Genomic DNA, 24,788 nt, shown 5'->3' on the forward strand with positions numbered 1-24,788 from the left:
GCGTTAATGACAATATTAGTGAAGGCGAGGAAAGGGCATGGAAGTTTTTGATCCCGCGGAATTGTGGAGCCGGGAACGCATTGAGGAAACACAGCTTGTCCGGTTGAAAAATACGGTAGGGCAGGCGCGCAAATGCGATTTTTATCGCCAGCGGCTTGACGAGGCCGGGATCGGCCCCGATTCTTTGCGCAGCCTGGACGATTTGCGCCGCATTCCCTTCACTACCAAGGAAGATCTGCGTACCCAGTATCCAACGGGTATGCTGAGCGTGCCTCAAACGGAAATTGTGCGCATGCACTGTTCCAGTGGAACCACAGGGTCGCCTGTGGCCATCTGCCATACACAGAACGACATCAATTCGTGGGCTGACCTTATGGCCCGCTGCATGCACATGGTTGGCGTGCGCCGCGAAGACGTTTTTCAGAATATGTCGGGCTACGGCCTCTTCACCGGGGGGCTTGGTATCCACTTTGGCGCTGAGCGTCTTGGGTGTCTGACCATTCCCGCAGGTGCGGGCAATTCGCGTCGGCAGATCAAGCTGGCCAAAGACTTTCGCACGACAGTCGCTCATATTTTGCCGTCCTACGCGCTTATTCTGGGTGAACATCTGCGCAATATGGGCGAAGACCCGCGCGAGTTTCCATTGCGTGTTGCCCTTGTTGGCGCAGAGCCCTACACAGAAGAATTCCGCCGCCGCATAGAAGGCCTTTTTGATATGAAAGCCTACAATTCCTACGGCTTGTCTGAAATGAACGGCCCGGGTGTGGCTTTTGAATGCCTTGAACAGAGCGGCATGCACTTGTGGGAAGACGCCTATATTCCAGAAATTATTGATCCTGAAACCTGCCAGCCGGTTCCTGACGGTGAAGTGGGCGAACTGGTCATGACGTGTCTTTGCCGTCAGGGAATGCCCATTTTGCGTTACCGCACCCGCGATCTCACCCGCTTTATTCCCGGTGAATGCGGTTGTGGACGCCTGCACCGTCGTATGGACCGTATTCTTGGCCGCTCGGATGACATGTTCATCATCAAGGGCGTCAACGTTTATCCAATGCAGGTAGAGCAGGTCATCATGACCTTCCCCGAAGTGGGGCAAAGCTATCTTATTCTGCTGGAAAATGATGGCATTGGCGATGTCATGCGTGTGCAAGTTGAAGTGCGGGATGAATTCTTTGTTGAAGACATGCGCGCATTGCAAAATCTGCAAAAAAGCATTGCCCAGCGGCTACGCGATGAAATCCTTATTACGCCAAAGGTTGAGCTTGTTCAGAGCAACAGCCTGCCGCGTACCGAAGGCAAGGCTGTGCGACTGCAAGATCTGCGCGCTAAAAAATAGGTCACCTATATGGATTTTTTGCCTTTTCCCTTGGCAAGCCTGCTGGCGGGCGCATTCATCACATTGCTGTGCTTTGTGCTTGTGCTCAATGTTTTTGGTCTGCCCGCCAACTGGGTAATGCTGGGGCTGGTGGCCTTATGGAAAATGGCGCATCCTGCTTCAGAATCCATGAATATCTGGTTTTGGGTTATGATGGTGGGCTTGGCTCTTGTTGGTGAAGCTCTTGAGCTTGGCATGCAGATCATCAAGGCCAAGCGCTACGGGTCCAGTTCATCAGGAACTTTTGCAGGTATGATTGGGGCTATTGCTGGGGCCATTTTACTGGCGCCGCTCTTCTTTGGCCTGGGGGCTCTTATAGGCGCAGTTGCTGGCGCATGGATAGGCTGCTTTATTATGGAAATGCTCAAAGGCCGCCCACTTCGTGAGTCGCTTGACGCTGCTTTCGGGGCGATGGTTGGCCGTTTTTTGGGCACTGTGTGCAAATGCGGAATTGGAGGAGCCATGCTGGCTCTGGCTGCCAGCCGTATCTGGCCGAAAGCTCCTGTTGAGATGCTGCCAGCAGCACCCGAAGGACCGCTTCAGCTGGTCATGGCCCTGGTGGGAGGTTTGTGCTGACATGGCTTTATTGCTTGATGGCCTTGATGTTGTTCTGGTCAAAACACGTTTTCCTGAAAATATAGGCATGGCGGCCAGGGCTTGCGTCAATATGGGATGTTCATCCCTGCACCTCGTAGACCCCGAGCGGTGGGACAGGGAAAAAGCCCGGCCCCTCGCTACGCCCAAGGGACAAGATTTACTGGATAGCGTGAATGTCTGTGCCGATTTGTCGCAAGCTGTCGCGCCTACAGCCCTTGTTGTAGGAACCACTGCACGCGTAGGCGGGTGGCGGCAATCATTGCTGTCTCCTGGTCAGGCTGCTGAAGCAATTGCTGAAGTGTTGGCCCGTGGTGAAAGAGTCTCGCTGGTTTTTGGGCCGGAAGACAGGGGCTTGAACAATGAAGAAATCACGCATTGTCACAAGCTTGTAACCATCCCCACGGATCCGGCGGCAAGCTCGCTTAACTTGGCTCAGGCCGTGCTGTTGCTTTTATACGAATGCGCTAATGCCGTGCGCAACTGCCAGAGAAAAGAAAAGGGGGCTTCGGGCGAAAACCGGAGTGGTGGCAAATTAGCCACAGCTGCAGAGCAAGAGCGCCTGATGGAGTCGCTGAAAGATATGTTGCTGCGGCTCGATTACTTACATGGCGATAACCCAGAGTATTTTCTTATGCCTTGGCGTCGTCTCTTTACCCGGGCTGAATTGAGAAGGCACGAGTACGACGCGCTGATGGGACTTTGCAGGCAGGTGCGCCACAAACTTGGCTGATCTGCAACTTGCTGATAAATTTGAAAAGTTTGCATTTCAAAGTTGGCATTTTGCCAAAAGATGCAAATTTCGGCAAGATTCACGGTGCGTTGCGCCACGTTGCATGAACGTGCAGGATTAAAGCGTTTAGTTTTTCAATATTAAAACGCTCTAACTGACCAATTTTATATTCTATTTTTTGTTTATTTTACTACACTTGTAGTTTACCCACGATAGAGGAAATTCTTCCATCGTGGGTTTTTTGTATGTTTTTTTCTATCCTTTTGACTCTATTTCATATATTAAATACAGATCTCTATAATAAATTATCTCATGCCTCCGATATGGCATTAAAAGTCTACAGAATGAATGTCTGATAATGATGGCGTTCACATGAAATATTTGTTTTTGTTGTATTGATTTAGTCAATATAACAAGTCGGTTAAAAATATTTCATGAGATTACCCTGCCTTGTTTCGGGAGTTTTTTACAGTTGTAAGGAACACAAACAAACATGCAAAGGCATGAGGAGCGGCTAATGCGTTTAACTCTGACTCATAAATATGTTGGTTCTCTTTTTGCGGCTCTTATAACCTGCTGCGTTGTCGTATTGTTTGTTTCAATATATTATATGAAGAAACCTATTGGCGAAGAGTTGAACAATAGCATCCGGCGGATGCAAAACGTGGTACAGTTGGCCAATGAACTAACTAGCAACCGCTATGCGCAAAATGCCGCCCTCATTGCTGCAGATGAAACACTCGCTCGGGCTATGGCCGATAATAATCACTCCATAGTATTCAGCCTTTCTGAAAAGGCTATGAAGATGGCCGGGTCGGACTTCATGTCTGTTACTGACGCCAAAGGAAAAGTCATTGCGCGCGGGCATGCCGAAAGCAAGTTTGGCGATAGCATTGCCAAGCAGGAGACTGTGGCCAAAGCCATGCAGGGCGTACCTGCTCAGGCTGTCGTCACGGGGCCTCTCAATCCGTTTACCTTGCGTGCCTCACAGCCCGTGTTTTTTGAAGGTCGCCTGGTTGGCACAATTTCCATCGGTGTGTCCCTTACTACTCCGGTCTATCTGGATTGGCTGAGCAAACTTGCTGGAGCCGATGTGAGCATTTTTAAAGGCGATACACGAGTCATGACTACTATTATGACTGATGGCAAACGTGCGGCAGGCACTGTGCTGGATTCGCCACAAGTTCTCGATGCCGTGCTGGAAAAGGGTGAACTGGTATTCATACAAAATTCCATTCTTGGCGTTTCTTTTCAGTCTGCGTATTGGCCAGTAAAAGCTGCAGACGGTAAAATTGTGGGTATGTGGTTTGTAGGCTCGCCTATAGATGAATTGAAGCGGCTCGAGAACCAGGGCATTCGCATGGCTGCGGGCACGGCAGCTGCCTTGCTAGCCGTGCAGCTTTGTATTTCTGTTGTGGTAGGATTGCGCGTGAGTGCCCCAGTTCGCAAAATTACCCGGTATGCACTGGATGTTGCCGATGGTAAAAAAGATGCGACGCTTACGGTGCACAGCGCGGATGATATGGGTATGTTGGCTGACGCCCTGCGTTCTATGGAAAAGAACTTGCGGTCTCTGGTTCAGGAAGCAGGCGAAAAGGCAAAAGAAGCCGAAATACTTGGTAAAGAAGCGCAACAGGCCATGTCAGACGCGGAAGAGGCCCGATTAAAGGCGGAGCAGGCGCGGCATGACGGCATAGCCAGTGCTGCCGCGCGTATTGAAGATGTTGCTGAAAAACTCAATAGCTCTGCCACGGATATTGCCGAGCAGGTGGAAAATACCGATGCTGCTCTAAGCCAGGCGGTGAAGCGCCTTGCTGAAACGGCTGCTGCTATGGAAGAAATGAGTTTCACAGTACTGGCTGTAGCAAAGAATGCGGGCGAGGCTGCTGATATTTCAGATGCTGCGCGTGAGAGGGCCGATACCGGGGCCCATGTTGTTTCACAGGCTGTGGCCAGCATACAGGAAGTGCAACAACAGTCGTTGAGTCTGAAAAGCGGTATGGCAGAGCTTGATGAGCATGCCAAGGCAATTAGCCGTATTATGGCGGTTATTTCGGACATTGCGGACCAGACAAACCTGTTGGCTCTTAACGCCGCCATTGAAGCCGCCCGCGCCGGAGATGCTGGCCGGGGATTTGCTGTGGTGGCTGATGAGGTTCGCAAACTTGCTGAAAAAACGATGGCTTCAACTACAGATGTTGGCAATGCCATTACAGCCATTCAAAAAAGCGCAGTTCAAAGTATGCAACAGGTGGATCAATCTGCGGCCAATATTTCCATCGCAACGGATTTTTCCAATAAATCTGGCCAGTCTCTTCAGGAAATTGTCAGTATGGTGGACAAGACCGCGAACGAAGTGCGCGCCATCGCTACCGCCAGTGAGCAGCAATCAGCAGTCACCACTGAAATCAGCAAATCCATCAATGACGTTAACTACATTGCCGGTAATACTTCGGAATCAATGAAGGTGGCACTGCGTGAACTTGATGAATTACGGCTTCAGACAGATCGCCTCGTGAAATTGGTGGAAACCATGAAAGATTGATGATTTTAGATCTGCTTTGACGCACCATATAACATGCGGCGGCCTGAAATTTCGGGTCGCCGTTTTTCATAACGACTATCACGCAGCAACCAATGACAAATTTTGAGTGAAATAGCTGATGATAACGATAGGAATATTTGCGTGATAGTTGAAAAAATATTTTTTTCACAACTGGGCAGATTTGGAAATTTTACGTTAACTTACCGTAATTAAAAACTTTAATTGTCGAGTAATATGGATAAGTTCTAGTTGTCGAATATAAATAAATTTGTTTGTATTTTTAATATAATGATATAATTAACTAATTTAAAAATATGACACAGTAGATTTTTCGATTATGTGAAAACTTGATTTGCATTCCAACTCTATTTGATTTTAAATTCCTACCGAAGAGCACTACATAGCATTGATTTCGATGTGTCTGGGCTTGCCTGTATGGAGGCTGGCCACAGATTATCGGAATGGGGATGAAGCAGGCATAAGGCGGGGGCCATTATGTCGGTTTCCGGCTCTGTGAGGCTGTAACCTGTCGCGTGGCAGGAGGTACATATCAATGATGGTTATCTCGCTGAAATGTAACTTTTTGTTGAAGGAGGGAGCATGCGCATAACGCTCACACACAAGTATGTGGGTTCGCTGTTTGGAGCGTTGATTACCTGTTGTGGAGTAGTGCTCTTTGTTTCCATCTACTTCATGAAGGTGCCGATTGAAGACGAACTGGATAAGGGCATACGCCGTATGCAGAACGTCATCATGGAAGCCAACGAGATGACTCGCAACCGTTTTGCGCAAAGCGCGGCTCTCATCGCTGATGAAGACAATTTCGTTCGTGCCATTGCCGACAAAAATCACGAATTGTCTATGGAGCTCGGCAAGAAAGCGATGAAAATGGCTGGCTCTGATTTTATGACCATCACGGACGAGACGGGTAAAGTCATAGCACGCGGCCATTCCGACAAATACAATGACAGTGTCACCAATCAGGAAACTGTGGTCATGGCCCTTAAAGGGCAGCCAGCCGCAGCTGTGGTGGCGGGCACTGTGGTGCCCTTTACCATCAGGGCAAGCCAGCCCGTGGTGTATGAAGGGCGGGTAGTTGGCAGCATATCTATTGGCACTTCTTTGGTTGCGCCAGCCTATCTTGACTGGCTCAAGCATATGTCTGGTCTGAATGTCACCATTTTCAAGGGTGATACGCGAATCATGACCACCATCATGAAGGATGGCCAGCGCGCGGTAGGCACCAAGCTTCAATCTCCTGAAATTATTGATGCCGTACTTAATAAGGGTGAAACCTGTTTTACCCACAATACTATTTTGGGTGTTGATTATAACTCTGCGTATTGGCCAGTTAACGACGCACACGGTCAAGCTATTGGCATGTGGTTTGTGGGTATGCCCATAGACGTGTTGCAGCAGCTTGAGCGCGAAGCCATTAATAAGGCCATTATGGTTGGCTGTGCCTTGTTGTTTGTACAGCTTACCCTTTCGGTCATTCTTGGACTTCGGATCAGTGCTCCAGTGGGTAAGATAACCCGCTATGCCTTGGGAGTGGCTGATGGCCAGAAGAATTTGACGCTTGATGTATATAGCAAGGACGACATGGGGCAGTTGGCTGATGCTCTGCGCCATATGGAAGAAAATTTGCGCAAACTGGTTCAGGAATCAGCCGAACAGGCCGAACAGGCCCGCCTGATGGGCGAAGAAGCTCATAAGGCAATGGAAGAGGCCAAACAGGCTCAAGCCCAGGCTGAAATAGCCAAGCGAGATGGCATGGTAAGTGCCGCCGCCCAAATTGAAGGTGTGGTTGAAAGCCTTAACTCCTCCATCAACGACATTGCCGAGCAGGTAGACAATACTGGCGGCGCGTTAAGTCATGCTGTTTCCAGACTGGCTGAAACCGCTACTGCTATGGAAGAAATGAATTCTACCGTGCTTGAGGTGGCTAAAAATGCAGGGGGAGCGGCAGACGTTTCTGCTTCTGCCAAGCTGAAGGCTCAGGCTGGCTCCGAAGTCGTATCCAAAGCCGTAAGCGGCATACAGGAAGTACAGCGGCAATCTCTGGCGCTTAAGGGTGGCATGACGCAGCTTGACGAGCATGCCAAGGCCATCAGCCAGATTATGAGCGTCATTTCTGATATTGCTGACCAGACCAACCTGTTGGCGCTCAACGCGGCCATTGAAGCCGCCAGAGCTGGCGATGCAGGACGAGGCTTCGCCGTGGTAGCCGACGAAGTACGCAAGTTGGCTGAAAAAACTATGACCTCAACCATTGATGTGGGCAACGCCATTGCCTCTATTCAGCAAAGCGCTTCACAGAGTATCAATGAGGTTGACCTTGCTGTGCGCAATATCGCCACGGCAACGGATTTTTCCAACAAATCCGGTGAAGCTCTTCAGGAAATAGTGGGTATGGTGGATCAAACCGCCGACGAAGTGCGGGCTATCGCAACTGCCAGTGAGCAGCAGTCTGCCACCAGCGAGGAAATCAATAGGTCCATCGCTGACGTGAATCATATTGCCGCCACCACGGCAGAATCCATGCAGCTGGCCATGACTGAGCTGGAAGCTCTGCGCAAGCAGGCACATAGTCTGGTGGAGCTCATAGAGCATATGAAGAGAGCATAAACTCAATACCCAAGTTGAACAAAAAGCCCTCTCGACTGTGTCGGGAGGGCTTTTCAATTCAAGTAACTGGAAGAGGCGCGGTCTTTGCTCGCAAGCCAGTAGGGCCTAAAGGGCATTTGCTAAAGCACTGTGTGCCCTGCACAGGCAGAATGCCTGGATTTAGAGCATGTTAACTTAAAAAACTTAAAGCTCTAATGCTGCACAAGAGTGCAGCACGCCGCAACACTGTGCGGATTACGCCGAAAATTGCGTTTTTCAGCGTAATGATAACTCAGAGTTGACCTGTTCTAGACGTTGAACAAGAAGTGTACGACGTCTCCGTCTTTGACCACATATTCCTTGCCTTCAACGCGCAACACTCCGCTGGCACGACATGCAGCTTCATTCTCGTGGCTCATATAGTCATTATAGGAGATGACTTCGGCACGAATGAATCCACGTTCAAAGTCGGTGTGAATAACTCCGGCTGCCTGAGGGGCCTTCCAGCCAACGTGGATGGTCCAGGCGCGCACTTCCTGGGGGCCTACCGTAAAGTAGCTGCACAAACCAAGAGTTTCGTAGCCAGTGCGGATGATGCGCACAAGGCCGCTTTCGTCAATACCGTAGGAAGACAGCATTTCTGCCTGCTCCGCATCGGAGAGGCCTTGCAATTCTTCTTCAAGTTTGGCGCAAATACAGGCAAAGCCCGCATGGCGTTCAGCGGCGAATGCTTTAAGTGTTTCTACAAACGCATTGCCATCGGCCACAGCAGTTTCATCCACGTTGGCACAATAAATAACGGGCTTGGCTGTCAGCAGGCCCAGTTCGCGCCAGGAAGTCATAAAGGCTTCGTTGCTGTCGGGCAGAGAAAAATTGCGTGCAGCGTTGCCGTCATTCAGATGGGCCAGCAGGGTCTGCATGATTTCTGCCGTCGCCTTGGCATCCTTGTTGGTCTTGGCCATCTTTTGCAGGCGTTCCAAGCGTTTTTCAACGCTTTGCAGGTCTGACAGCAAAAGTTCGGTTTCGATGGTGTCTACATCGCGCAGGGGATCAACGTTGCCGTCCACATGAGTGATGTTTTCATCTTCAAAACAGCGCACCACATGCACAATGGCCGCACATTCGCGAATGTTGCCCAAAAACTGGTTGCCAAGTCCTTCGCCTTTGCTGGCGCCTCTGACAAGCCCGGCAATATCAATAAAATCCACGCTGGCATTGATGGTTTTTTGCGGTTTGGCCTTGTTGGTCAAGTCCTGCAAGCGCTTGTCGGGTACTGCTACCGTAGCCTTGTTGGGCTCGATGGTGCAGAACGGATAGTTGGCGGCCTGGGCGTTTTGGGCCTTGGTAAGGGCATTGAAAAGGGTGGACTTGCCCACGTTGGGCAGACCGACGATACCTATGCTAAGGGCCATGCTTTCTCCTGAATTGCGGCAAGCGCTCTTGCATTGAAAGGAATAACGAAGCCGCGCGGGCTGTTAGAGACCCGCGCAGCGAAATATTAAGGCTTGAAAGCCCGGCAGCGTGTACCAAGCCGGGCCTGTTATAGACAGAAAGTGTAGCGGAAGCAAGAAAACTTACTGCAATCGAGTGTTCACAGTAGGAGTGACTCCTCCCTTGCCGCCGGGGGACGGATCACGCAGGAGCGGCAAAAGATCATCGGTAATGGGCACTGTTCCCGAGCCCATAGCCAGAACTTCATTGCTGGTGGTGTGTATCAGCCGGATGTTGAACCGTACCTGTTCGCCACTGACAACATAGGTGCCAGCCATAATTGCCTGACTGGTTCCCACTCTGCTGGCCAGACGGTTAACGTCGCGGGTGAGAATAAATTCACCCTTTTTTCTGTCAAAATAGATGTCACGGCCCTTGCGCAATTCCTGAAAACGATAGCCGGCATTGATGAGCCAGCGCGATACTTCTTCCATCATCTGCCGCGCCAGGGGCGAAGCTTCATTCAGATCGTTAAGATTGGCAGGGGTGGTGCCCATAATCATTATATTGGCGCGAGCCACAGCCTGTTGTTCTTTTTTACTTACCTGTGGGTCAGTTCCGGCGTAGCGCATCATTAACTGCTCGTCCAGCTGGCGGGCTATTCTTGTGGCCGCAGTAGGCACGTTGCCAGCGGCTGCGGCAGTGAGTGGCAAAAGCAGTGCCACCAGAACGAGAAGAACGGTAATAAAACGGCTCATGATGGTCCTCAACGCATGGTGCGCAGCAAAAGTTCAATGCCGCCCATTTCTTTTTCAATAACAGCCAGCTCCTCGGCAGAGCGGCAAGTGGAAAGAGCCTGAGCATAAGACTGGCGGGCCAGTTCGTAACGCCCCTGATCGCGGTACGCGCGGGCCTGTTTCAAATATTTCGCGCTGATATCCGGCCCTTGATTGGTCGATTTGGCCGTGCGCGTAGCTTGGGTTGGCGCACCGTCATACGAAGAAATATTCTGGGCAGTGGCCCGCAGTCCGTGTGAGCTTAAAGTCAGGGCAGGCCCTGCTGCCAAAGCAAGAAAAACAATTACTGTAAAGCGTAGGGTAGAGCACATGACTGCATCCGGCATTATTTGCCCTGTTTGATGTTAACGCTGCCGCTGGTGATGGAGTTGGCCGGGGTATAGAGCGAAGGATAGAGGCCTCCACGCTGCCCGGAGGGCTTTGCCGATGAAGCCGAAGCCACGCTTGAACTGGTATTCTGCACTGGGGCAGGTTTGGGCGCTGGCGGGTCTGTTTTGCCCATACGGGCCACAATGGGAGTATTCACCAACACAAGTTGCCCTGTGCGCATAACAAGCCCGTCCGTGGCACGAACCAGGCGGGCATTGACGAAGGTGGCATCCTTATCCACATAATATGTGCCCACTACCAAAGCGGCCCATTTCTGACCTGCTGGAATGACGGCATTTTCAATGAGGGCCAGGTCGTCACGTCCACCCACCACGGTGATATTTCCTGTCAGGCGATACTCGCGTGAAGGAAACCCACGCTGATTGAATTCGTAAAACATCGCTTCGCCCATAAGTCTGCCCAACGGAGAAGATCGGGACGTATTGTTTTCATCCACAAAAGACGTGGGCATGGCAATAACACCCTGCAACGCGTCATTGGGCATGGTAGCGAGCATCTGGTCAGCCAGTTCACGAAATTTAAGCTTCAATTCCACGGCGTCAATATAGCCGGGATCATTAGCGGTAGCCGGTGCTTTAGAGCAGCCGGGCATCAGGGGCAACGCAAGGAAGCATATAAGTAGGAGACGCAATAACCCGTGCATAATAACCTCAGTAGTGTTCTGTTGTACTTATCGGCTTCTGAGCGATAAACTTCAGTACATGGATAGAAAAAGAGCATTTATCTGCCCCTTGTCTTCCTGAAAAAATATGCAAAACACGTTCCAGCGGCATAATTGGCTGCATACTTGGCTTGTGATCGGAAATAGCATACAAGACGCCCTTAACAGTATATGGCGACACAGCGCCGCCAAGCTTTATTTATTGGGAGAAGGCATGCGCAAAAGCACCAGAGCGATACGCCTTGGCAGCGTGACTGTGGGCGGCGGTGCGCCCGTTGTGGTTCAGAGTATGACCAACACAGACACCCGCGATCCTGCGGCCACGCTGGAACAAATTGGCAGACTGGCGGCGCGGGGTTGTGAAATGGTGCGGCTGGCCGTGCCTGATGAAGCTGCTGTGGCCGCTTTGCCTGCCATTCGCGCTGGTACGTCGTTGCCCCTTATTGCTGATATTCACTTTGATCATCGCCTTGCAGTAGGCGCTCTGGAGGCAGGCTTCGAGGGCTTGCGCATCAACCCTGGGAATATTGGCCCCAAGGCCCATGTAGACACGGTTGTAGACGCGGCCAAGGCGCATAGCGCGGTTATCCGCGTGGGGGTCAATTCCGGTTCAGTTGAAAAAGACCTGCTGCGCAAGTACGGCAATCCTTGTCCCGAAGCTCTGGTGGAAAGCGCCCTCGGCCATGTGCGCCTGCTTGAGGCGCGCGGTTTTTACGATACGAAGATTTCGCTCAAATCTTCGTCTGTGATGGACACCATCACAGCCTACAGGTTGCTGGCCAAAGCCTGCGATTATCCTGCTCATATTGGCATTACCGAAGCTGGCGGACTTATGCGCGGCACGGTAAAATCCGCTGTGGGGCTGGGGATTCTGCTGCATGAAGGCATTGGCGATACGCTGCGCGTCTCCCTCACTGCTGATCCTGCCGAAGAAGTGACCGTGGCCTGGGAGATTTTGCGCGCCCTCGGTTTGCGCTCTCGCGGGCCGGAGATCATTTCCTGCCCGACCTGCGGAAGAACTGAAATAGACCTTTTTTCTCTGGCACGTGCTGTTGAAGAGCGTTTGGCCACATCCACCGCCGATATAAAAATCGCCGTTATGGGCTGTGTGGTTAATGGGCCCGGCGAGGCCCGCGAAGCTGATCTTGGCGTGGCCGGGGGCCGTGACAAGGGCATTATTTTCCGCAAGGGAGAAATCGTTCGCTCCGTTAAGGGGCAGAGCGCCTTGCTGGCTGCTTTTATGGAAGAATTGCAATCACTGCTTAACGAAAAGGAAAACATCTAATGCGTTTCAGCTCCTGCTATATTCCTACGCTCAAGGAATCTCCGGCCGATGCGGAAGTGGTCAGCCACAAGCTCCTGTTGCGGGCGGGCATGGTTCGTCGGCTTACGTCAGGGCTGTATGTCTACTTGCCCCTCGGGCTGCGAGTGATTGAAAAAATTGGCCGTATTGTGCGCGAAGAAATGGAAAAAGCCGATTTTCGCGAACTGCTCATGCCGATGGTTCAGCCCGCCGACCTTTGGAAAGAAACAGGCCGCTGGGAACACTACGGCAAGGAACTTTTGCGTTTTAAAGACCGTAACGAGCGCGAATACTGCCTTGGACCCACGCACGAAGAAGTCATTACCGACCTCGTGCGCGGTGAAGTGCGCTCCTACCGCCAATTGCCTGTGCGTCTGTACCAGGTGCAGACCAAGTTTCGTGATGAAATCCGTCCGCGCTTCGGCCTTATGCGTGGGCGTGAATTTGTCATGAAGGATGGTTATTCGTTTGACGCCAATACCGAAGGCGCGGAAAAAAGCTATAAGGCTATGTATGACGCCTATATGCGCATATTCCGCCGCCTTGGTCTGCGCTTCCGCGCGGTGGAAGCCGACACGGGCTCCATTGGCGGAAATTTTTCGCATGAATTTATGGTGCTTGCCGACACTGGCGAAGACACCATTGCTTTCTGTCACGAGTGCGAATATGCCGCCAACGTTGAAAGAGCTGAAGTCGTGTGGAAGGGCCAACCCGCTACAGCGGCTTGCCCGGCTATGGAAGAAATCGCCACGCCGGGCGCGCACAGCGTAGAAGAAGTGGCGACCATGCTTGGTGTGCCCGCAAGCAGCATAGTCAAGACCATGCTTTTTAAGGCTGACGGCCAGACTGTGGCCGTGCTGGTGCGTGGCGACCGCGAAGTGAACGACATCAAGCTCAAAAACCTCATGAAAGTGCAGGAAGTTGAACTTGCCGATGCAGCCACAGTGCAGGCCGTAACTGGTGCTCCTGTTGGCTTTGCCGGTCCCGTGAAGCTTGGCGTGCCCATTTATGCTGATGCCGAACTTCAGGGCGGCACGGCCTATGTGGTTGGCGCCAATGCAGCCGATGCCCATATCAAGCATGTGGATCTCAAGCGTGATGCTGCAGTGACTGCCTGGGGCGACTTGCGCACCATTACCCCTGAGGATCAATGCCCCCGTTGCGGCGGCCGTATGGAGCTGACCAGAGGCATTGAGGTGGGGCATATCTTCATGCTGGGCGTGAAGTATAGCGAAGCAATGCACGCCGTGTTCCTTGACGAAAATGGCAAGGAACAGACGATGATTATGGGCTGCTACGGTATTGGCGTTTCCCGCGTGGCCGCAGCTGCCATTGAGCAGAATCACGATGAAAACGGCATTGTCTTCCCGCCGCCAGTGGCTCCCTTTGAGTGCATTTTGCTTAACCTTGATCCCCGCAGTGAAGAAGTTAATGCAAAGGTTGAAGAAATGTATACCATGCTGCAAGGCAGGGGCGTGGAAGTGCTGATGGACGACCGTGAAGAGCGTCCCGGCGTCAAGTTCAAAGATGCCGACCTGCTTGGTATTCCCACACAGATTGTGGTGGGCGGCAAGGGGCTTGCCCGCGGTATCGTGGAATGCAAGGACCGCCGTACGGGTGAGAAGGGCGAACTTTCCGCTGACAACCTTGAGCAGGACTTTGCAGCCTGGATTGAAAAAGTCCGGCAGGGTTGGGCTGACCGCTAATATGTTTTTGGTTTGAAGTGGCTGCTTGGTGCGGCTCTTTGTAATGTTCACGCCAAGCAGCATTGTGTAATGTCTGGGCGACTCAGGGCGGAGTTTGCCCCTGGGTCGCCTTTTTTATGACGCGCAAGAGGCTATAGAGCACGATGCAGGAAGCCATACTGACAGTTCGCGAGCTTACAGAGCAGCTGCGCAAGAGCCTTGAGGGGCGCTTTCCCTTTGTTTGGGTACGGGGCGAAGTGACCAATTTTTCCCGTCCCGGCTCAGGGCACGTCTATTTCAGCCTCAAGGATCAGGACGCACAGTTGCAGTGCGTCTGGTTCCGGCACATGCAGCGGCAGACTGACCAATCGTTCGACCCGCTCACGGGTGAGGTTTTTGACAAGCCACGGCCGTCTCCTCTTGAGCTTTTGCGCAATGGACTGGACGTTCTTTGCGCGGGGCGCATCAGCGTGTATGCGCCACGGGGGCAGTATCAGCTTGCCGTGGAACTGGTGCAGCCCGCTGGCGAAGGCTTGTTGGCTCAGGCATTTGAAGAAAGCAAACGCAAACTGGCCGGGTTGGGGTATTTCAGTCAGGAGAGAAAGCGGGCATTGCCCCGTGATCCACAGCGCATTGCCTTGATTACTTCACCCACCGGGGCGGCCATTCACGATTTTCTTGAATTGGCCCGCATGCGCGGCAGTGGTTCACGCATCCGTTTGTTTCCTACGCTGGTGCAAGGGGCAGAGGCTGCTCCGTCCATCACTCGCGCACTGGCAGAAGCCAATGCCCAAAATTGGGCGCAAGCCATTGTGCTCGTGCGCGGGGGCGGTTCCTTGGAAGACCTGTGGGCCTTCAACGAAGAAAGCGTGGCCCAAGCCGTATTTGAGTCCCGTTTGCCCGTGCTGGCAGGTATTGGGCACGAGGTTGACGTTACCCTGGCAGACATGACCGCCGATATGCGCGCCGCAACGCCAAGCCATGCCGCCCAATTGCTTTGGCCATTGCGTGCAGAGCTTCATCAGCGTGTGGATGAAACATGGTCAGCCTTGCGCCGTGCTATGGAGCGACGCCTTGAAATGGCAGGACAAGGTCTGCGTGAATGTGAAAAAGCTCTTGCCTGGTTTTCGCCGCAGCGCCACCACGAACGTCTTTATGAGCGCCTTGCTTCGTTGGAGGCGGCCTTGGACAGGGCTGGCCGTCATTGGCTGGATGGCAAACTGCAAAAGGCAGATTCGCTTGAGCGCGCTCTGCGTAGTGCTTTGGGCTCAGAAAAGTTGGATATTTTCAATACAAGGCTGGAGCAGCTCACTGCCCGTCTGCAAGCAGCGCTTCCCCGGCTTGTTGCAGACAAAGAACGCGCGCTGCAACACGGTATTTTGCGTTGGCAAAGTACGGCCCGTACCTATGTGGCCGAGCAGTTGTGGCGTTTTGACGCCCTGAGCATGGCGCTGGAAGCGCGAGACCCGCTCATGCCCCTTACGCGTGGTTATGCGCTGGTCAGCACATCCGCTGGCCTTGTGCGTTCGGTGGACCAGACTTCACCTGGGGCGAAGATTGAAGTACGTCTGGCTGATGGCAGCCTGGCTGCCATAGTAAGCAGCGTGCAATGCGCCAAGAATCGAAAGCGAGAAAAATCATGATACATTTTTTAAGCAGAAAAAGGCTATGTCCTCATAGGATCAAGACAAATCGGGGGGGGATGCCAACTCTCATACTGCCCTTGATTCTGGCATGTTTTTCTCTGTTGCTTATGGCAGCACTGGGTGGAAGCCCGGCCTTTGCGGCTCCTCAGGTCAGCCTTGAAGCCCCTGCCACAGTAGCTCGCGGCGATGCATTTGTTGCTCTGGCAGTCAGTAACGAACCAGTGCAGAGCTTCAGCTTCAAATGGATGGGCAAAAATTACGCGGCCACTGCTTATGCTGGTGAAGCATCCACTGGTGCAGAAAAAAAATGGCAGGCCGTCATATTGTTACCCGTGCCTTTAGATGCCAAAGAAAATGACCTTACCCTTGCCGTAGCGCCCATAACTGGTCAAACGGGCGGCAAAAAGCCCGTGGCCGCAGGGCAGGCTGCTACGCAAAATATAGGTCTTTACAACAAGGACCGCCCGGTTCAGCAACTTACAGTGGACAAAAAGTATGTTGATCCTCCTGCGGCGCAGATGGAGCGCATAAAGGCCGACAGGGAGCTTGTACGCAAAACTCTTGCCCAGTATTCGCCTGAACGTCAGTGGACCCTGCCTTTTGAAAGGCCAGTGTCTGGCGACGTTTCTAGTCTCTTCGGACTCAAGCGGGTGTTTAACGGGCAACCTCGTGGCCTGCACAGAGGGTTGGACTTAAGGGGTGCAGAAGGAACACCCATTTTGGCCTGTGCAGATGGCAAGGTGGCTTTGACAGGCAATTTGTACTTCTCGGGCAATGTGGTGTACATCAATCACGGCGAAGGGGTCTTTACCGCCTACCTGCATATGTCTAAAGTTCTGGTTGAAAAAGACCAGGTTGTACGCAAGGGGGATGTGATTGGTCTGGTCGGGGCTACGGGCCGCGTCACCGGGCCACATTTGCATCTTTCACTTCTGGTGCAGGGGGTATCGGTTGATCCGCAGCCTTTTATTCCTGCTGCCGAAAGTAGCGAGAAAAAGGCTCCAAGCAGTGCGAATCAGCCTTCTAAAGCCCCCAAAAAGGGAAAGTAGACAGCATGAGCGCCAAAACAGAAAATCAATTTGAAAAAAAACTGGCCCGGCTTCAAGAAATTGTAGCCGCGTTGGAATCTGGCGATCTGCCTTTGGAAAAAGGTATGGCCTTGTATAAGGAAGGAGCGGGGTGCGCGCGTTATTGCCGCCAGCAACTCGACAAGGCGCGCCACGAGCTTGAAGTGTGGCAGGACGATCAGGCCCGCCCCATGCAGGGTCAAGGTATTCGGACTGATGAGGGTTTTAGTTCATATCCCGATGATGAAGCTGAAGAAGCCGAGGAAGCGTAGGAGGCTCAACAGGTGATGATGCCAGTACCCCGGATGAAGGAACTTTTGCGCGAACGCGGGCAAATGGTGGAGTCCTATCTTGCCACCTGTTTTGACGGGCGTCCCATTCCACAACGTCTCAAGGATTCCATGCAGTACAGCCTTCAGGCTGGTGGCAAACGTTTGCGCCCTGTGCTCTGTTTGAGCACGGCGGCCATGTGCGGGCTGCCCCTGCAAGACACTCTGCCCTTTGCATCGGCCATTGAAATGATTCACACCTATTCTTTGGTGCACGATGACCTTCCGGCTATGGACGATGACGATTTGCGGCGTGGCAAGCCTTCAAACCACAAGGCTTTTGACGAAGCTACTGCCATACTTGCCGGTGACGGTCTGCTGACAGATGCTTTTTTGATGATGTGCCGCAGCCCGTTGGCTCCGCCGCGTGTATTGCGTGCCGTTGGCGAGCTGGCGCTTGCTGCTGGCTCTTCAGGCATGGTGGGCGGGCAGGAATGGGACATGATATTTACCGGAAAAGCCGATATAGCCCTTGAAGAGCTGAAAGGCATCCACGCAATGAAGACTGGCGCGCTACTGCGGGCATCCTGCGTGTGCGGAGCCATGCTGGCCGGGGCTTCCGACGAAGAGCTGGCAGCTATCGGCTCTTACGGCGCAGCCTTGGGCGTTGCCTTCCAGATCGCCGACGATATTCTTGATGTGGTGGCGGATACCGCCACGCTTGGCAAGCCTGTGGGCAGCGATGTGGTTCAGGGCAAAAAGACCTATCCTGCTTTGCTGGGACTCGAGAAGAGCCGCGCCCTGGCGCAGGATCAAGCCGAAGTTGCCAAGGCCGCTCTTGCCGCGTTCAGCGGCCCGGAAGCGGAGTTTTTACTTGCTCTGGCCGAGTATACGGTCAATAGGGCGGCCTGATATGTTTGATGCTCCCAAAATGCCAACGCCTGCTGATTTAGGCGCGGATGGGCAAAAACCGGACAGGGCCGAAACAGCCCCTGTAGAGCAAGCTCTTTTGCAAGATGTTCTTCAAGCTGAACCTTATGTTTCGCTTTTGGACAGCATTGAGCGCCCTTCACAATTGGGTGAAATGAGCGAGCCCCAGCTTGAGCTGTTGGCCGCAGAAGTGCGCCAGCGGATTATCGAGGTGGTTTCGCGTACTGGCGGGCACCTTGCCCCTTCGTTGGGGGTGGTGGAGCTGACGCTGGCTCTTCTTTCAACTTTCAATATTGAAAAAGACAAGCTCGTGTGGGATGTGGGGCATCAGGCATATGCCCACAAGCTTCTCACAGGCCGAGCTCGCCAGTTTGATACCTTGCGCACCTTTGGTGGGATTTCGGGCTTTCCGCGTATGGCTGAAAGCCCTTACGACCACTTTGGCGTAGGGCATTCCTCCACGTCCATATCCGCTGCTTTGGGCATGGCATTGGCCCGCGATCTTTCCGGGCTCAGGCATCATGTGATTGCCGTTATTGGTGACGGCTCCCTGACTGCCGGTGAAGCCTTTGAAGGCCTCAATCTGGCCGGGCATATGGGGAGGCGGCTCATTGTGGTGCTCAACGACAATGAAATGTCCATTTCGCCAAACGTGGGAGCGCTTTCATTATTCCTGAGCCGCACCCTGTCGCGGCGCTGGGTACGGCAAACCCGCAAGGAAGTGCTCAACTTTTTGCGGTCCATACCCCGCATTGGTCAAAAACTGGCCGTTTACGCCATGCGCGGTGAGTGGAGCTTCAAGTCGTTTTTCACCCCCGGCATGTTGTTTGAAGCTTTTCGTTTCAACTACATCGGCCCTGTAGACGGGCACGATCTCGGGAGCTTGCGCCGTCATTTACAAATGGCTGCGGCTGTGGAAGACGGCCCGGTGCTGCTGCATGTACGCACCCAAAAGGGTAAAGGCTACGCGCCTGCAGAAAAAAATCCAACGCTATATCACGGTGTTGGCCTATTCACCCCAGAAACGGGACAACCTGTTCAGTCTACAGCCAAGGTGCCGTCCTTTACAGGTATATTCAGTAAAACCCTTGTGGAACTGGCTGAAAAAGACAAGAGAATTATCGCCATCACTGCTGCCATGCCGGAAGGAACCGGAACCGACAGCTTTAGGGAGCGCTTTCCAGATCGGTTTGTGGACGTGGGCATCTGTGAGCAACATGCAGTAACGTTTGCAGCCGGCCTTGCCAGCCAGGGTTACCGTCCTGCTTTGGCCATTTATTCCACCTTCCTTCAGCGGTCTTACGATCAGGTGGTGCACGATGTCTGTATCCAGAATCTGCCTGTCACCCTTTGCGTGGACCGCGCCGGGCTTGTGGGAGAAGACGGGGCCACCCATCATGGCGCTTTTGACATCGCTTACTTGCGGCATATTCCACAGATAAGCCTGCTGTCTCCTCGTGATGAAGACATGTTGCGCCACTGTTTGTATACGTCGCTCAACCACGACGGCCCCTGCGCTTTGCGTTACCCGAGGGGAGCAGGATTTGGCGTTCCGCTGGATGGCTTGCCGCGTCTTTTGACTCCCGGCAGAGGCGAAGTACTTCAAGACGGTGAGGGCATTGCAATTGTCGCTGTGGGCAGCCGGGTTCATCCTGCGCTTGAGGCAGCTGCGCAAGCTGAGCAGGTTCTTGGTATCCGCCCGCTGGTTTTTGATCCCATATGGCTCAAGCCTTTGCCTCAGGAACAACTTGCCACCATTGCCCGCCGCTTTGACCGTATTCTTTTCGTGGAAGAAGGTGTGCTGGCCGGTGGCTTTGCTTCAGCAGTGCTGGAGTTCTATGCAGATAACGGCCTCATGCACGGGCAGAAAATCAAACGCTTGGGATTGCCCGACAGCTTTGTGGAGCACGGCAGCCAGTTGCGCTTGCGCGAACTGGTTGGACTTCGCACCAAAAATATCGCCGAGGCCATCGTCGAACTGGCAAAGCAGAAATAGAAAAGCTTCTGGATCATACTGATTACGAGGAAAAGAGATCGAAGGTGGCCTCTTTTTCTCGTTTTTGATTGATAGGCGTTTTTTGATGTTAAAAATCAGAGCGGTGGCGTTGTGGATGTATGGCAGGATAGACAATGTAAAAGCAAAGCACTTGCAGGAAGCGGTAGGTGGCAGGCGTAGCGGATACTATGAGACAGGTTGGCTAAAGGTAATAGCGCCTCCCTTGAGGTACGCTTCAAAACCGCCAGGCAGTTGAAAACGGCTATTACCGCGTCCTTGCATGAGTGCTTCATCCAAAGCCAGCAGGGTGCTTGCCCTGCCTTGGGAAGATGGCGCTGGTTGCGGCAACGCTGAAGTTGCAGCATCAGCAGAAGGTAAACCGCCTGCACACAAATGTTGCACAGCTCGCATATAAAGACGTAGCCGGGCTGCCGGATGCAGAGCGCGCAATAGCGAACGGGGCAGGAGTATGGATTTACCAGTTGCAGGGCATTCCTTCTGTTCCTGTTTTATTTCCTGCCAGGGGTGAGCTAACAGCGCGTCATTAAGAAGTTTTTCCCAATAATCCCTGTCCATTCCGGCAAGTTGCCACATATGTCCCATGCTGCGGTCCAGCGCGGGATTTTCCGCCCGCAGCAGCGGTAAAACCTGAAGCCGCAGCCTGTTCCGGCGATATTGCGTACTCTGGTTGCTTGCGTCTTCATGCCAGCTGAGTTCGCATTGCATCAGTAGCTGTTTCAGATCGTCTGGGCAGCAGGTCAATAGCGGGCGCAGAAGATGACGTTTATCATCTCTGGCGGGCATGCCCCCAAGAGAAGGCCAGCCAGCGCCACGAATCAAGCGTAACAGCACATCTTCGCTGAGATCTTCACGATGGTGCCCCAAGGCTATAAAGTGGGCATGCTGCGTGAGCCGTTCTTTTTCCAGCAAGGAGTAGCGAATGGAACGTCCTGCCTCTTCTTCACCCATATGATGTTTAGCCGCAAAGCCTTTTACATCTGCTTTGCGTACAGAGCACTGTATGCCCAAAGCATGGCAGACAGCTTGCGCGTGAGACGCATCATCTTCTGCTTCGGGCCTCAGGCCGTGGTTAATGCTGAGAGCTGAAAGGTGCAGATCCAACCGTGGAGCAAGCAGGGAAAGAATAAGGGCTAGAGCTGTAGAGTCAGCCCCCCCCGAGATCGCCACCACAAGATGTGAACCGCGCGTCAAGCCCAGCTGGCGCAGACAAAAGCGCTCAACTTCAAGACAAAGAAGGGCAGAGGTTCTGGGAAGGTTTTGCAGACTTGGTATTTGTGTCATGCTGTGGCCCTGATTGTGTGCAGCGATGCGCCGTTCTGGCCGATGAGGGCAGAATACCGCCAATTCAATTCGGGCTGCTGATGAGGCTGACCACACGGTCTTGATAAGGGCCGCTTACGCGGGCATTTGAAAGTTGTCTGGGGCCGGACTAGATGACAATGCCAAGGTCAGTCAGCATCTGTTCCAGCCAAGCGATCATGTGGGCACGTAACTCAGGGGTGGCATAATGCACGCAATCGCACCGCATGCGGTTTTTGGCCCTGACCAGCAATTCCATTCGCAGGGAATCTTCTTCAATTTCGAGGCCGAACACGTGCGGACCGCAACTTTGCACATGCTCTTTCTGGATGGGAGACAGCATTTCCGCAGGTGCGGGCAGCCAATACAGGCCGTCCATTCCAGATTCAAGCCCCATATCCTTAAGCGCGGCCACTATTTTGGACATGTCCTCGGGGCTAAGATCATCAATGCCATACCAGCGCATCAGCTTTCCTCCGAATAAATACAGCCTGTTTTGTCGAGGTTGAATATACGCCGCATGATACTGATACGCGGGCCGTTGCCTTCCTGCGACATGCCGCCGTGTTTTAGAAACATGATGGGGTCGTGGTTCAGCTTGCGTACCAAGGAGTTGGCCATAGCTTCCAGGGCCACGCGGGTATTTTCGTCCACCGGACCAAGCCGTTTGAGTGTCTTGGCCAGTTCTTCTTCTGCAATACTTTGGCTTTTTTTGATCAGATCCACGATGGTGGGCTGCATGTCCAAACTGGCGAGCCACTTAGAAAAATATGTCACTTCCTCGTTAACGATTTCTGCGGCTTTAGCTGCTTCATCTCTGCGAGTGGCCAGATTTTCTTCAACAACTTCCCTGAGGTCATCAATGTCATAGAGATAGACGTTGTCCAAACCATTAACATCAGGGTCTATGTCGCGGGGCACTGCAATGTCGATAAAGAACATGGGCCTGTTTTTACGGGCTTTGAGCGCAGCGCGGATATCACGGGCACGAATAATGGGTTCCTGAGAGCCTGTGGAGGTGATGATGATATCCACGTCCAGCAAATAATGCGGCATTTGCTCAAAGGGAATGGCGCGTCCATTAAACTGCTTGGCCAATTCTTGCCCCCGCACGAGGGTGCGGTTAGCCACAATGATTTCGTTAATGCCCGACTGAAGCAGGTGCATAGCCGCAAGTTCAGCCATTTCACCGGCTCCGACCAGCATAGCCTTGTGTTCGCGCATGTCGCCAAAAATGCGTTTGGCAAGCTCCACGGCGGCGTAACTGATGGAAACAGCACTGGACGCTACGGCAGTTTCAGTGCGCACCCTTTTGGCTACAGAGAAAGCCTTGTGCAGCAATCTGTTAAGGATGACTCCTGTAGCACGGCTTTTAACTGCGTTGCGATAGGCAGTTTTTAACTGCCCAAGGATTTGTGGTTCGCCCAGGACCATAGAATCCAGGCTTGAAGCCACTGAAAAAAGATGCCGTACCGCCTCAAGGTTTTTATGCACATAGACGTAAGGCTTGAGGTCTTCAATTGCTGTACCCCTTGCCCGCGCCCAACTGCGCAACACCTGTTCAGCTACGTCGCCAGTTCCCGAGGCAAGAACCTCAACGCGATTACAGGTCGAGAGTATAACACTTTCGTTAACCGCGTCCGTACATGGAAACGCCCAATGTTCTTCATCGCAATGATTGGCCAGGGCGAAGCGTTCGCGTACGTCTACCCCGGCTGTGCGGTGATTCAGGCCAACAAGAAAAATATCACAGTCCATAATTATGCCCGAGTCAGCGCCGGATGAATGCGTGGTGAGTTTCCATAAAGGTGTTCACCACAATGATTGAGAAAAGACAGAGTATAAATATGAAAACAGCCAATCGCGCGGGCTTTCGTCCACGCCAGCCCTTGGTGAGCCTGTTGTTGAACAACACAGAAAACATCAGCCAGATGACGATGCTGATAACTTCTTTGGGGTCACCTGTAACAGTGGCCCCAAAAACGGGTTTGGCCCATATAAGGCCAGACAGAATGCCTAGTGTATACAAGGGATAGGCAACTATCGTGGCAAAAGCATTGATTTTGTCAAGCATGGCAAGGGCAGGCATATCTTGCCAGAAACCTTTCATGTACTGCTTGCTCTTTATGCGCGCCTCCAAAAAAATGAACAAGGCGCCCGCAGCAAAAGCCAATGCCATCAAGGCGAGGCTGAGAAAAAGCGTGCCAATATGCAAGGCGTAAAAAGACGCTTTAAGATGGGGCGGCACCTGTACCACCGCCTGAAGGTAGGGAGCAGACATGGCAAAAAGCATAAGCCCCAGTGGGGACGCAAAAATAAGCGGGGCTTCCTGCCGAAACTTGGCCCAAGACGCAAGGCCGCACAAAACGACAAACCACGCCATAAGCTGCAGATAGGCCCCAAGGCTCAGACCGTTCGGCAGAGCTTTATGAAAGCCTGTAGCAAGGCTGATGGTTTGAAAGACAAAGCCTGCGGCGGCAAGGCAGCAGCAAGTCCGCCGCCAGAACGGGCTGCGCGCCACCATGCCTGCAATACCAGACGCACTTGCCAGTCCGTAGAGCAGCAGCGTGACGCCAGTGGAAAATTCAGGGGAGATCATAAAGTAACTCCGCTATATGAGCGTGCAGTTCCGACGGCAGTTCCGCCAGCAACCACTGGCGGCAGTTTTCTAAATCTCCGTCCTCCAGCCATTGCTGCAGGGGCGAAGCTGTAAGCTTTCGGAACAACTTTGTATTGTGCACTGTCTCGGCATTCAAGGCAAGAACCATTGGGCGCAGTCTGCCCATAAGGGCGGCCATTCGGGCGCGTGGTACCAGCCATTGGGTCAATTCATCCTTCCAGCGCCGGGCAAGAGCAGGGCTAGCGCCTCCAGTGGACAGGGCAGCGGCCAAAGGAGCGCAGCGCGCCACTGCTGGCACATGGAAGCTTCCATCGTCAGGGGCACTGGCGCAGTTGCACAGCACGCCCTGGCTGCGGCACAAGGCCGCTACACGCTGGTTTTCCGCGACGCTTCCTGTGGCAGCGAACACAAGAGCTTTGCCGTCTATGTCGTCTGCCGTGCAAATGCGGTATTCAAGACGCACTCGTCCATCATCCAGCATGTTGAGCAAGGTCGGGTCCTGCTGCGTCGACGCATGCGGATCAAGCACCAGCACCGAAGCGGGATCACAGGCCAGAAGCCCGGCCAACTTGCGCTGCCCCACCTGACCCAGCCCCACCAGCAGACAATGCAGCCCGGTGAGAGAAAGAAAGAGCGGGTACAGGGTAGTTTTAGGCGCGAAAGTTTCCATGTGGGAGTCCGGTATACATCATGATGCGGCTATATGAGATGAGGTATTGTACAGAAGGCAGAAGGTTTTGCAAAGTCCCTTGCTCTTGCTTCCGCAAGTCTATTGCCGTACCTTCCAGTATCGATTGATATTGGCGACGGGCGCGGCGA

Annotated in this window: 21 protein-coding genes; 12 read left to right on the plus strand and 9 right to left on the minus strand. The window is 53.0% G+C overall.

Translation table 11 applies throughout. The annotated features are described in order from the left end of the window. Positions 1 to 37 precede the first annotated feature (37 nt). The 5 genes from HNQ38_RS08700 to HNQ38_RS08720 all read left to right on the plus strand — a co-directional run bounded on the left by HNQ38_RS08700 (position 38) and on the right by HNQ38_RS08720 (position 7,875). Positions 38 to 1,336, plus strand: a complete 1,299-nt coding sequence (locus HNQ38_RS08700; RefSeq protein ID WP_183719506.1) for a phenylacetate--CoA ligase family protein — start codon at positions 38 to 40, stop codon at positions 1,334 to 1,336. Between the two features lie 9 nt (positions 1,337 to 1,345). Beyond that, entirely contained in the window at positions 1,346 to 1,951 is a 606-nt protein-coding gene (locus HNQ38_RS08705) for a DUF456 domain-containing protein (RefSeq protein WP_183719508.1), read from the plus strand. 1 nt (position 1,952) lies between these two features. Continuing rightward, entirely contained in the window at positions 1,953 to 2,702 is a 750-nt protein-coding gene (locus HNQ38_RS08710) for an RNA methyltransferase (RefSeq protein WP_183719510.1), read from the plus strand. Positions 2,703 to 3,312: 610 nt separating this feature from the next. After that, positions 3,313 to 5,247 (plus strand): methyl-accepting chemotaxis protein, encoded by a 1,935-nt coding sequence (locus tag HNQ38_RS08715; protein WP_246388071.1) that lies wholly within the window; start codon positions 3,313 to 3,315, stop codon positions 5,245 to 5,247. Positions 5,248 to 5,847: 600 nt separating this feature from the next. After that, complete coding sequence (locus HNQ38_RS08720; protein ID WP_183719514.1) at positions 5,848 to 7,875, plus strand: methyl-accepting chemotaxis protein; 2,028 nt, start codon at positions 5,848 to 5,850, stop codon at positions 7,873 to 7,875. 287 nt (positions 7,876 to 8,162) lie between these two features. On the opposite strand, the gene ychF is transcribed toward HNQ38_RS08720, so the two are convergent. The 4 genes from ychF to HNQ38_RS08740 form a co-directional block, all read right to left on the minus strand. Beyond that, on the minus strand, positions 8,163 to 9,266 hold the full coding sequence (gene ychF, locus HNQ38_RS08725; protein ID WP_183719516.1) for a redox-regulated ATPase YchF: 1,104 nt from the start codon (positions 9,264 to 9,266) through the stop codon (positions 8,163 to 8,165). A 162-nt stretch (positions 9,267 to 9,428) separates the two neighbouring features. Further along, a complete protein-coding gene (locus tag HNQ38_RS08730) occupies positions 9,429 to 10,043 on the minus strand; it encodes a FlgO family outer membrane protein (RefSeq protein ID WP_183719518.1) in 615 nt (204 codons plus the stop codon). An 8-nt stretch (positions 10,044 to 10,051) separates the two neighbouring features. Beyond that, a complete protein-coding gene (locus HNQ38_RS08735; protein WP_183719520.1) occupies positions 10,052 to 10,393 on the minus strand; it encodes a hypothetical protein in 342 nt (113 codons plus the stop codon). A 14-nt stretch (positions 10,394 to 10,407) separates the two neighbouring features. Continuing rightward, on the minus strand, positions 10,408 to 11,064 hold the full coding sequence (locus tag HNQ38_RS08740; protein ID WP_246388072.1) for a FlgO family outer membrane protein: 657 nt from the start codon (positions 11,062 to 11,064) through the stop codon (positions 10,408 to 10,410). Positions 11,065 to 11,347: 283 nt separating this feature from the next. Here HNQ38_RS08740 and ispG point away from each other — a divergent pair, with 283 nt between their 5' ends. The 7 genes from ispG to dxs all read left to right on the plus strand — a co-directional run bounded on the left by ispG (position 11,348) and on the right by dxs (position 20,029). Continuing rightward, complete coding sequence (ispG, locus tag HNQ38_RS08745) at positions 11,348 to 12,418, plus strand: flavodoxin-dependent (E)-4-hydroxy-3-methylbut-2-enyl-diphosphate synthase (RefSeq protein WP_183719524.1); 1,071 nt, start codon at positions 11,348 to 11,350, stop codon at positions 12,416 to 12,418. After that, positions 12,418 to 14,142: a proline--tRNA ligase gene (locus HNQ38_RS08750; protein WP_183719526.1), complete on the plus strand. Its 1,725-nt coding sequence runs from the start codon at positions 12,418 to 12,420 to the stop codon at positions 14,140 to 14,142. The genes ispG and HNQ38_RS08750 overlap by 1 nt, the downstream gene beginning before the upstream one ends. A gap of 143 nt (positions 14,143 to 14,285) precedes the next feature. Further along, positions 14,286 to 15,764: an exodeoxyribonuclease VII large subunit gene (xseA, locus tag HNQ38_RS08755; RefSeq protein WP_183719528.1), complete on the plus strand. Its 1,479-nt coding sequence runs from the start codon at positions 14,286 to 14,288 to the stop codon at positions 15,762 to 15,764. A gap of 59 nt (positions 15,765 to 15,823) precedes the next feature. Further along, on the plus strand, positions 15,824 to 16,816 hold the full coding sequence (locus HNQ38_RS08760; RefSeq protein WP_246388073.1) for a M23 family metallopeptidase: 993 nt from the start codon (positions 15,824 to 15,826) through the stop codon (positions 16,814 to 16,816). Between the two features lie 5 nt (positions 16,817 to 16,821). Beyond that, positions 16,822 to 17,106 (plus strand): exodeoxyribonuclease VII small subunit, encoded by a 285-nt coding sequence (gene xseB / locus HNQ38_RS08765; protein WP_183719530.1) that lies wholly within the window; start codon positions 16,822 to 16,824, stop codon positions 17,104 to 17,106. Between the two features lie 15 nt (positions 17,107 to 17,121). Beyond that, positions 17,122 to 18,015 carry a polyprenyl synthetase family protein gene (locus HNQ38_RS08770; RefSeq protein WP_183719532.1) on the plus strand — a complete coding sequence of 298 codons (894 nt, stop codon included), beginning with the start codon at positions 17,122 to 17,124 and terminating at the stop codon, positions 18,013 to 18,015. A 1-nt stretch (position 18,016) separates the two neighbouring features. Then, a complete protein-coding gene (gene dxs / locus HNQ38_RS08775; RefSeq protein WP_246388074.1) occupies positions 18,017 to 20,029 on the plus strand; it encodes a 1-deoxy-D-xylulose-5-phosphate synthase in 2,013 nt (670 codons plus the stop codon). Positions 20,030 to 20,215: 186 nt separating this feature from the next. On the opposite strand, the gene tilS is transcribed toward dxs, so the two are convergent. The 5 genes from tilS to HNQ38_RS08800 form a co-directional block, all read right to left on the minus strand. After that, the gene (gene tilS / locus HNQ38_RS08780) at positions 20,216 to 21,331 is read right to left on the minus strand and encodes a tRNA lysidine(34) synthetase TilS (protein ID WP_183719534.1); all 1,116 of its coding nucleotides are present in this window, start codon (positions 21,329 to 21,331) and stop codon (positions 20,216 to 20,218) included. A 148-nt stretch (positions 21,332 to 21,479) separates the two neighbouring features. Next, complete coding sequence (locus HNQ38_RS08785; protein WP_183719536.1) at positions 21,480 to 21,815, minus strand: hypothetical protein; 336 nt, start codon at positions 21,813 to 21,815, stop codon at positions 21,480 to 21,482. Then, positions 21,815 to 23,107: a glutamyl-tRNA reductase gene (gene hemA / locus HNQ38_RS08790; protein WP_183719538.1), complete on the minus strand. Its 1,293-nt coding sequence runs from the start codon at positions 23,105 to 23,107 to the stop codon at positions 21,815 to 21,817. Before hemA ends, HNQ38_RS08785 begins: the two co-directional genes overlap by 1 nt. A gap of 13 nt (positions 23,108 to 23,120) precedes the next feature. Continuing rightward, positions 23,121 to 23,948 (minus strand): cytochrome c biogenesis protein CcsA, encoded by an 828-nt coding sequence (ccsA, locus tag HNQ38_RS08795; RefSeq protein WP_183719540.1) that lies wholly within the window; start codon positions 23,946 to 23,948, stop codon positions 23,121 to 23,123. Beyond that, positions 23,935 to 24,639, minus strand: a complete 705-nt coding sequence (locus HNQ38_RS08800) for a precorrin-2 dehydrogenase/sirohydrochlorin ferrochelatase family protein (protein ID WP_183719542.1) — start codon at positions 24,637 to 24,639, stop codon at positions 23,935 to 23,937. Before HNQ38_RS08800 ends, ccsA begins: the two co-directional genes overlap by 14 nt. Positions 24,640 to 24,788: the final 149 nt, after the last annotated feature.

The sequence above is a fragment of the Desulfovibrio intestinalis genome (genome assembly GCF_014202345.1).
Classification (GTDB): Bacteria; Desulfobacterota; Desulfovibrionia; order Desulfovibrionales; family Desulfovibrionaceae; genus Desulfovibrio; species Desulfovibrio intestinalis.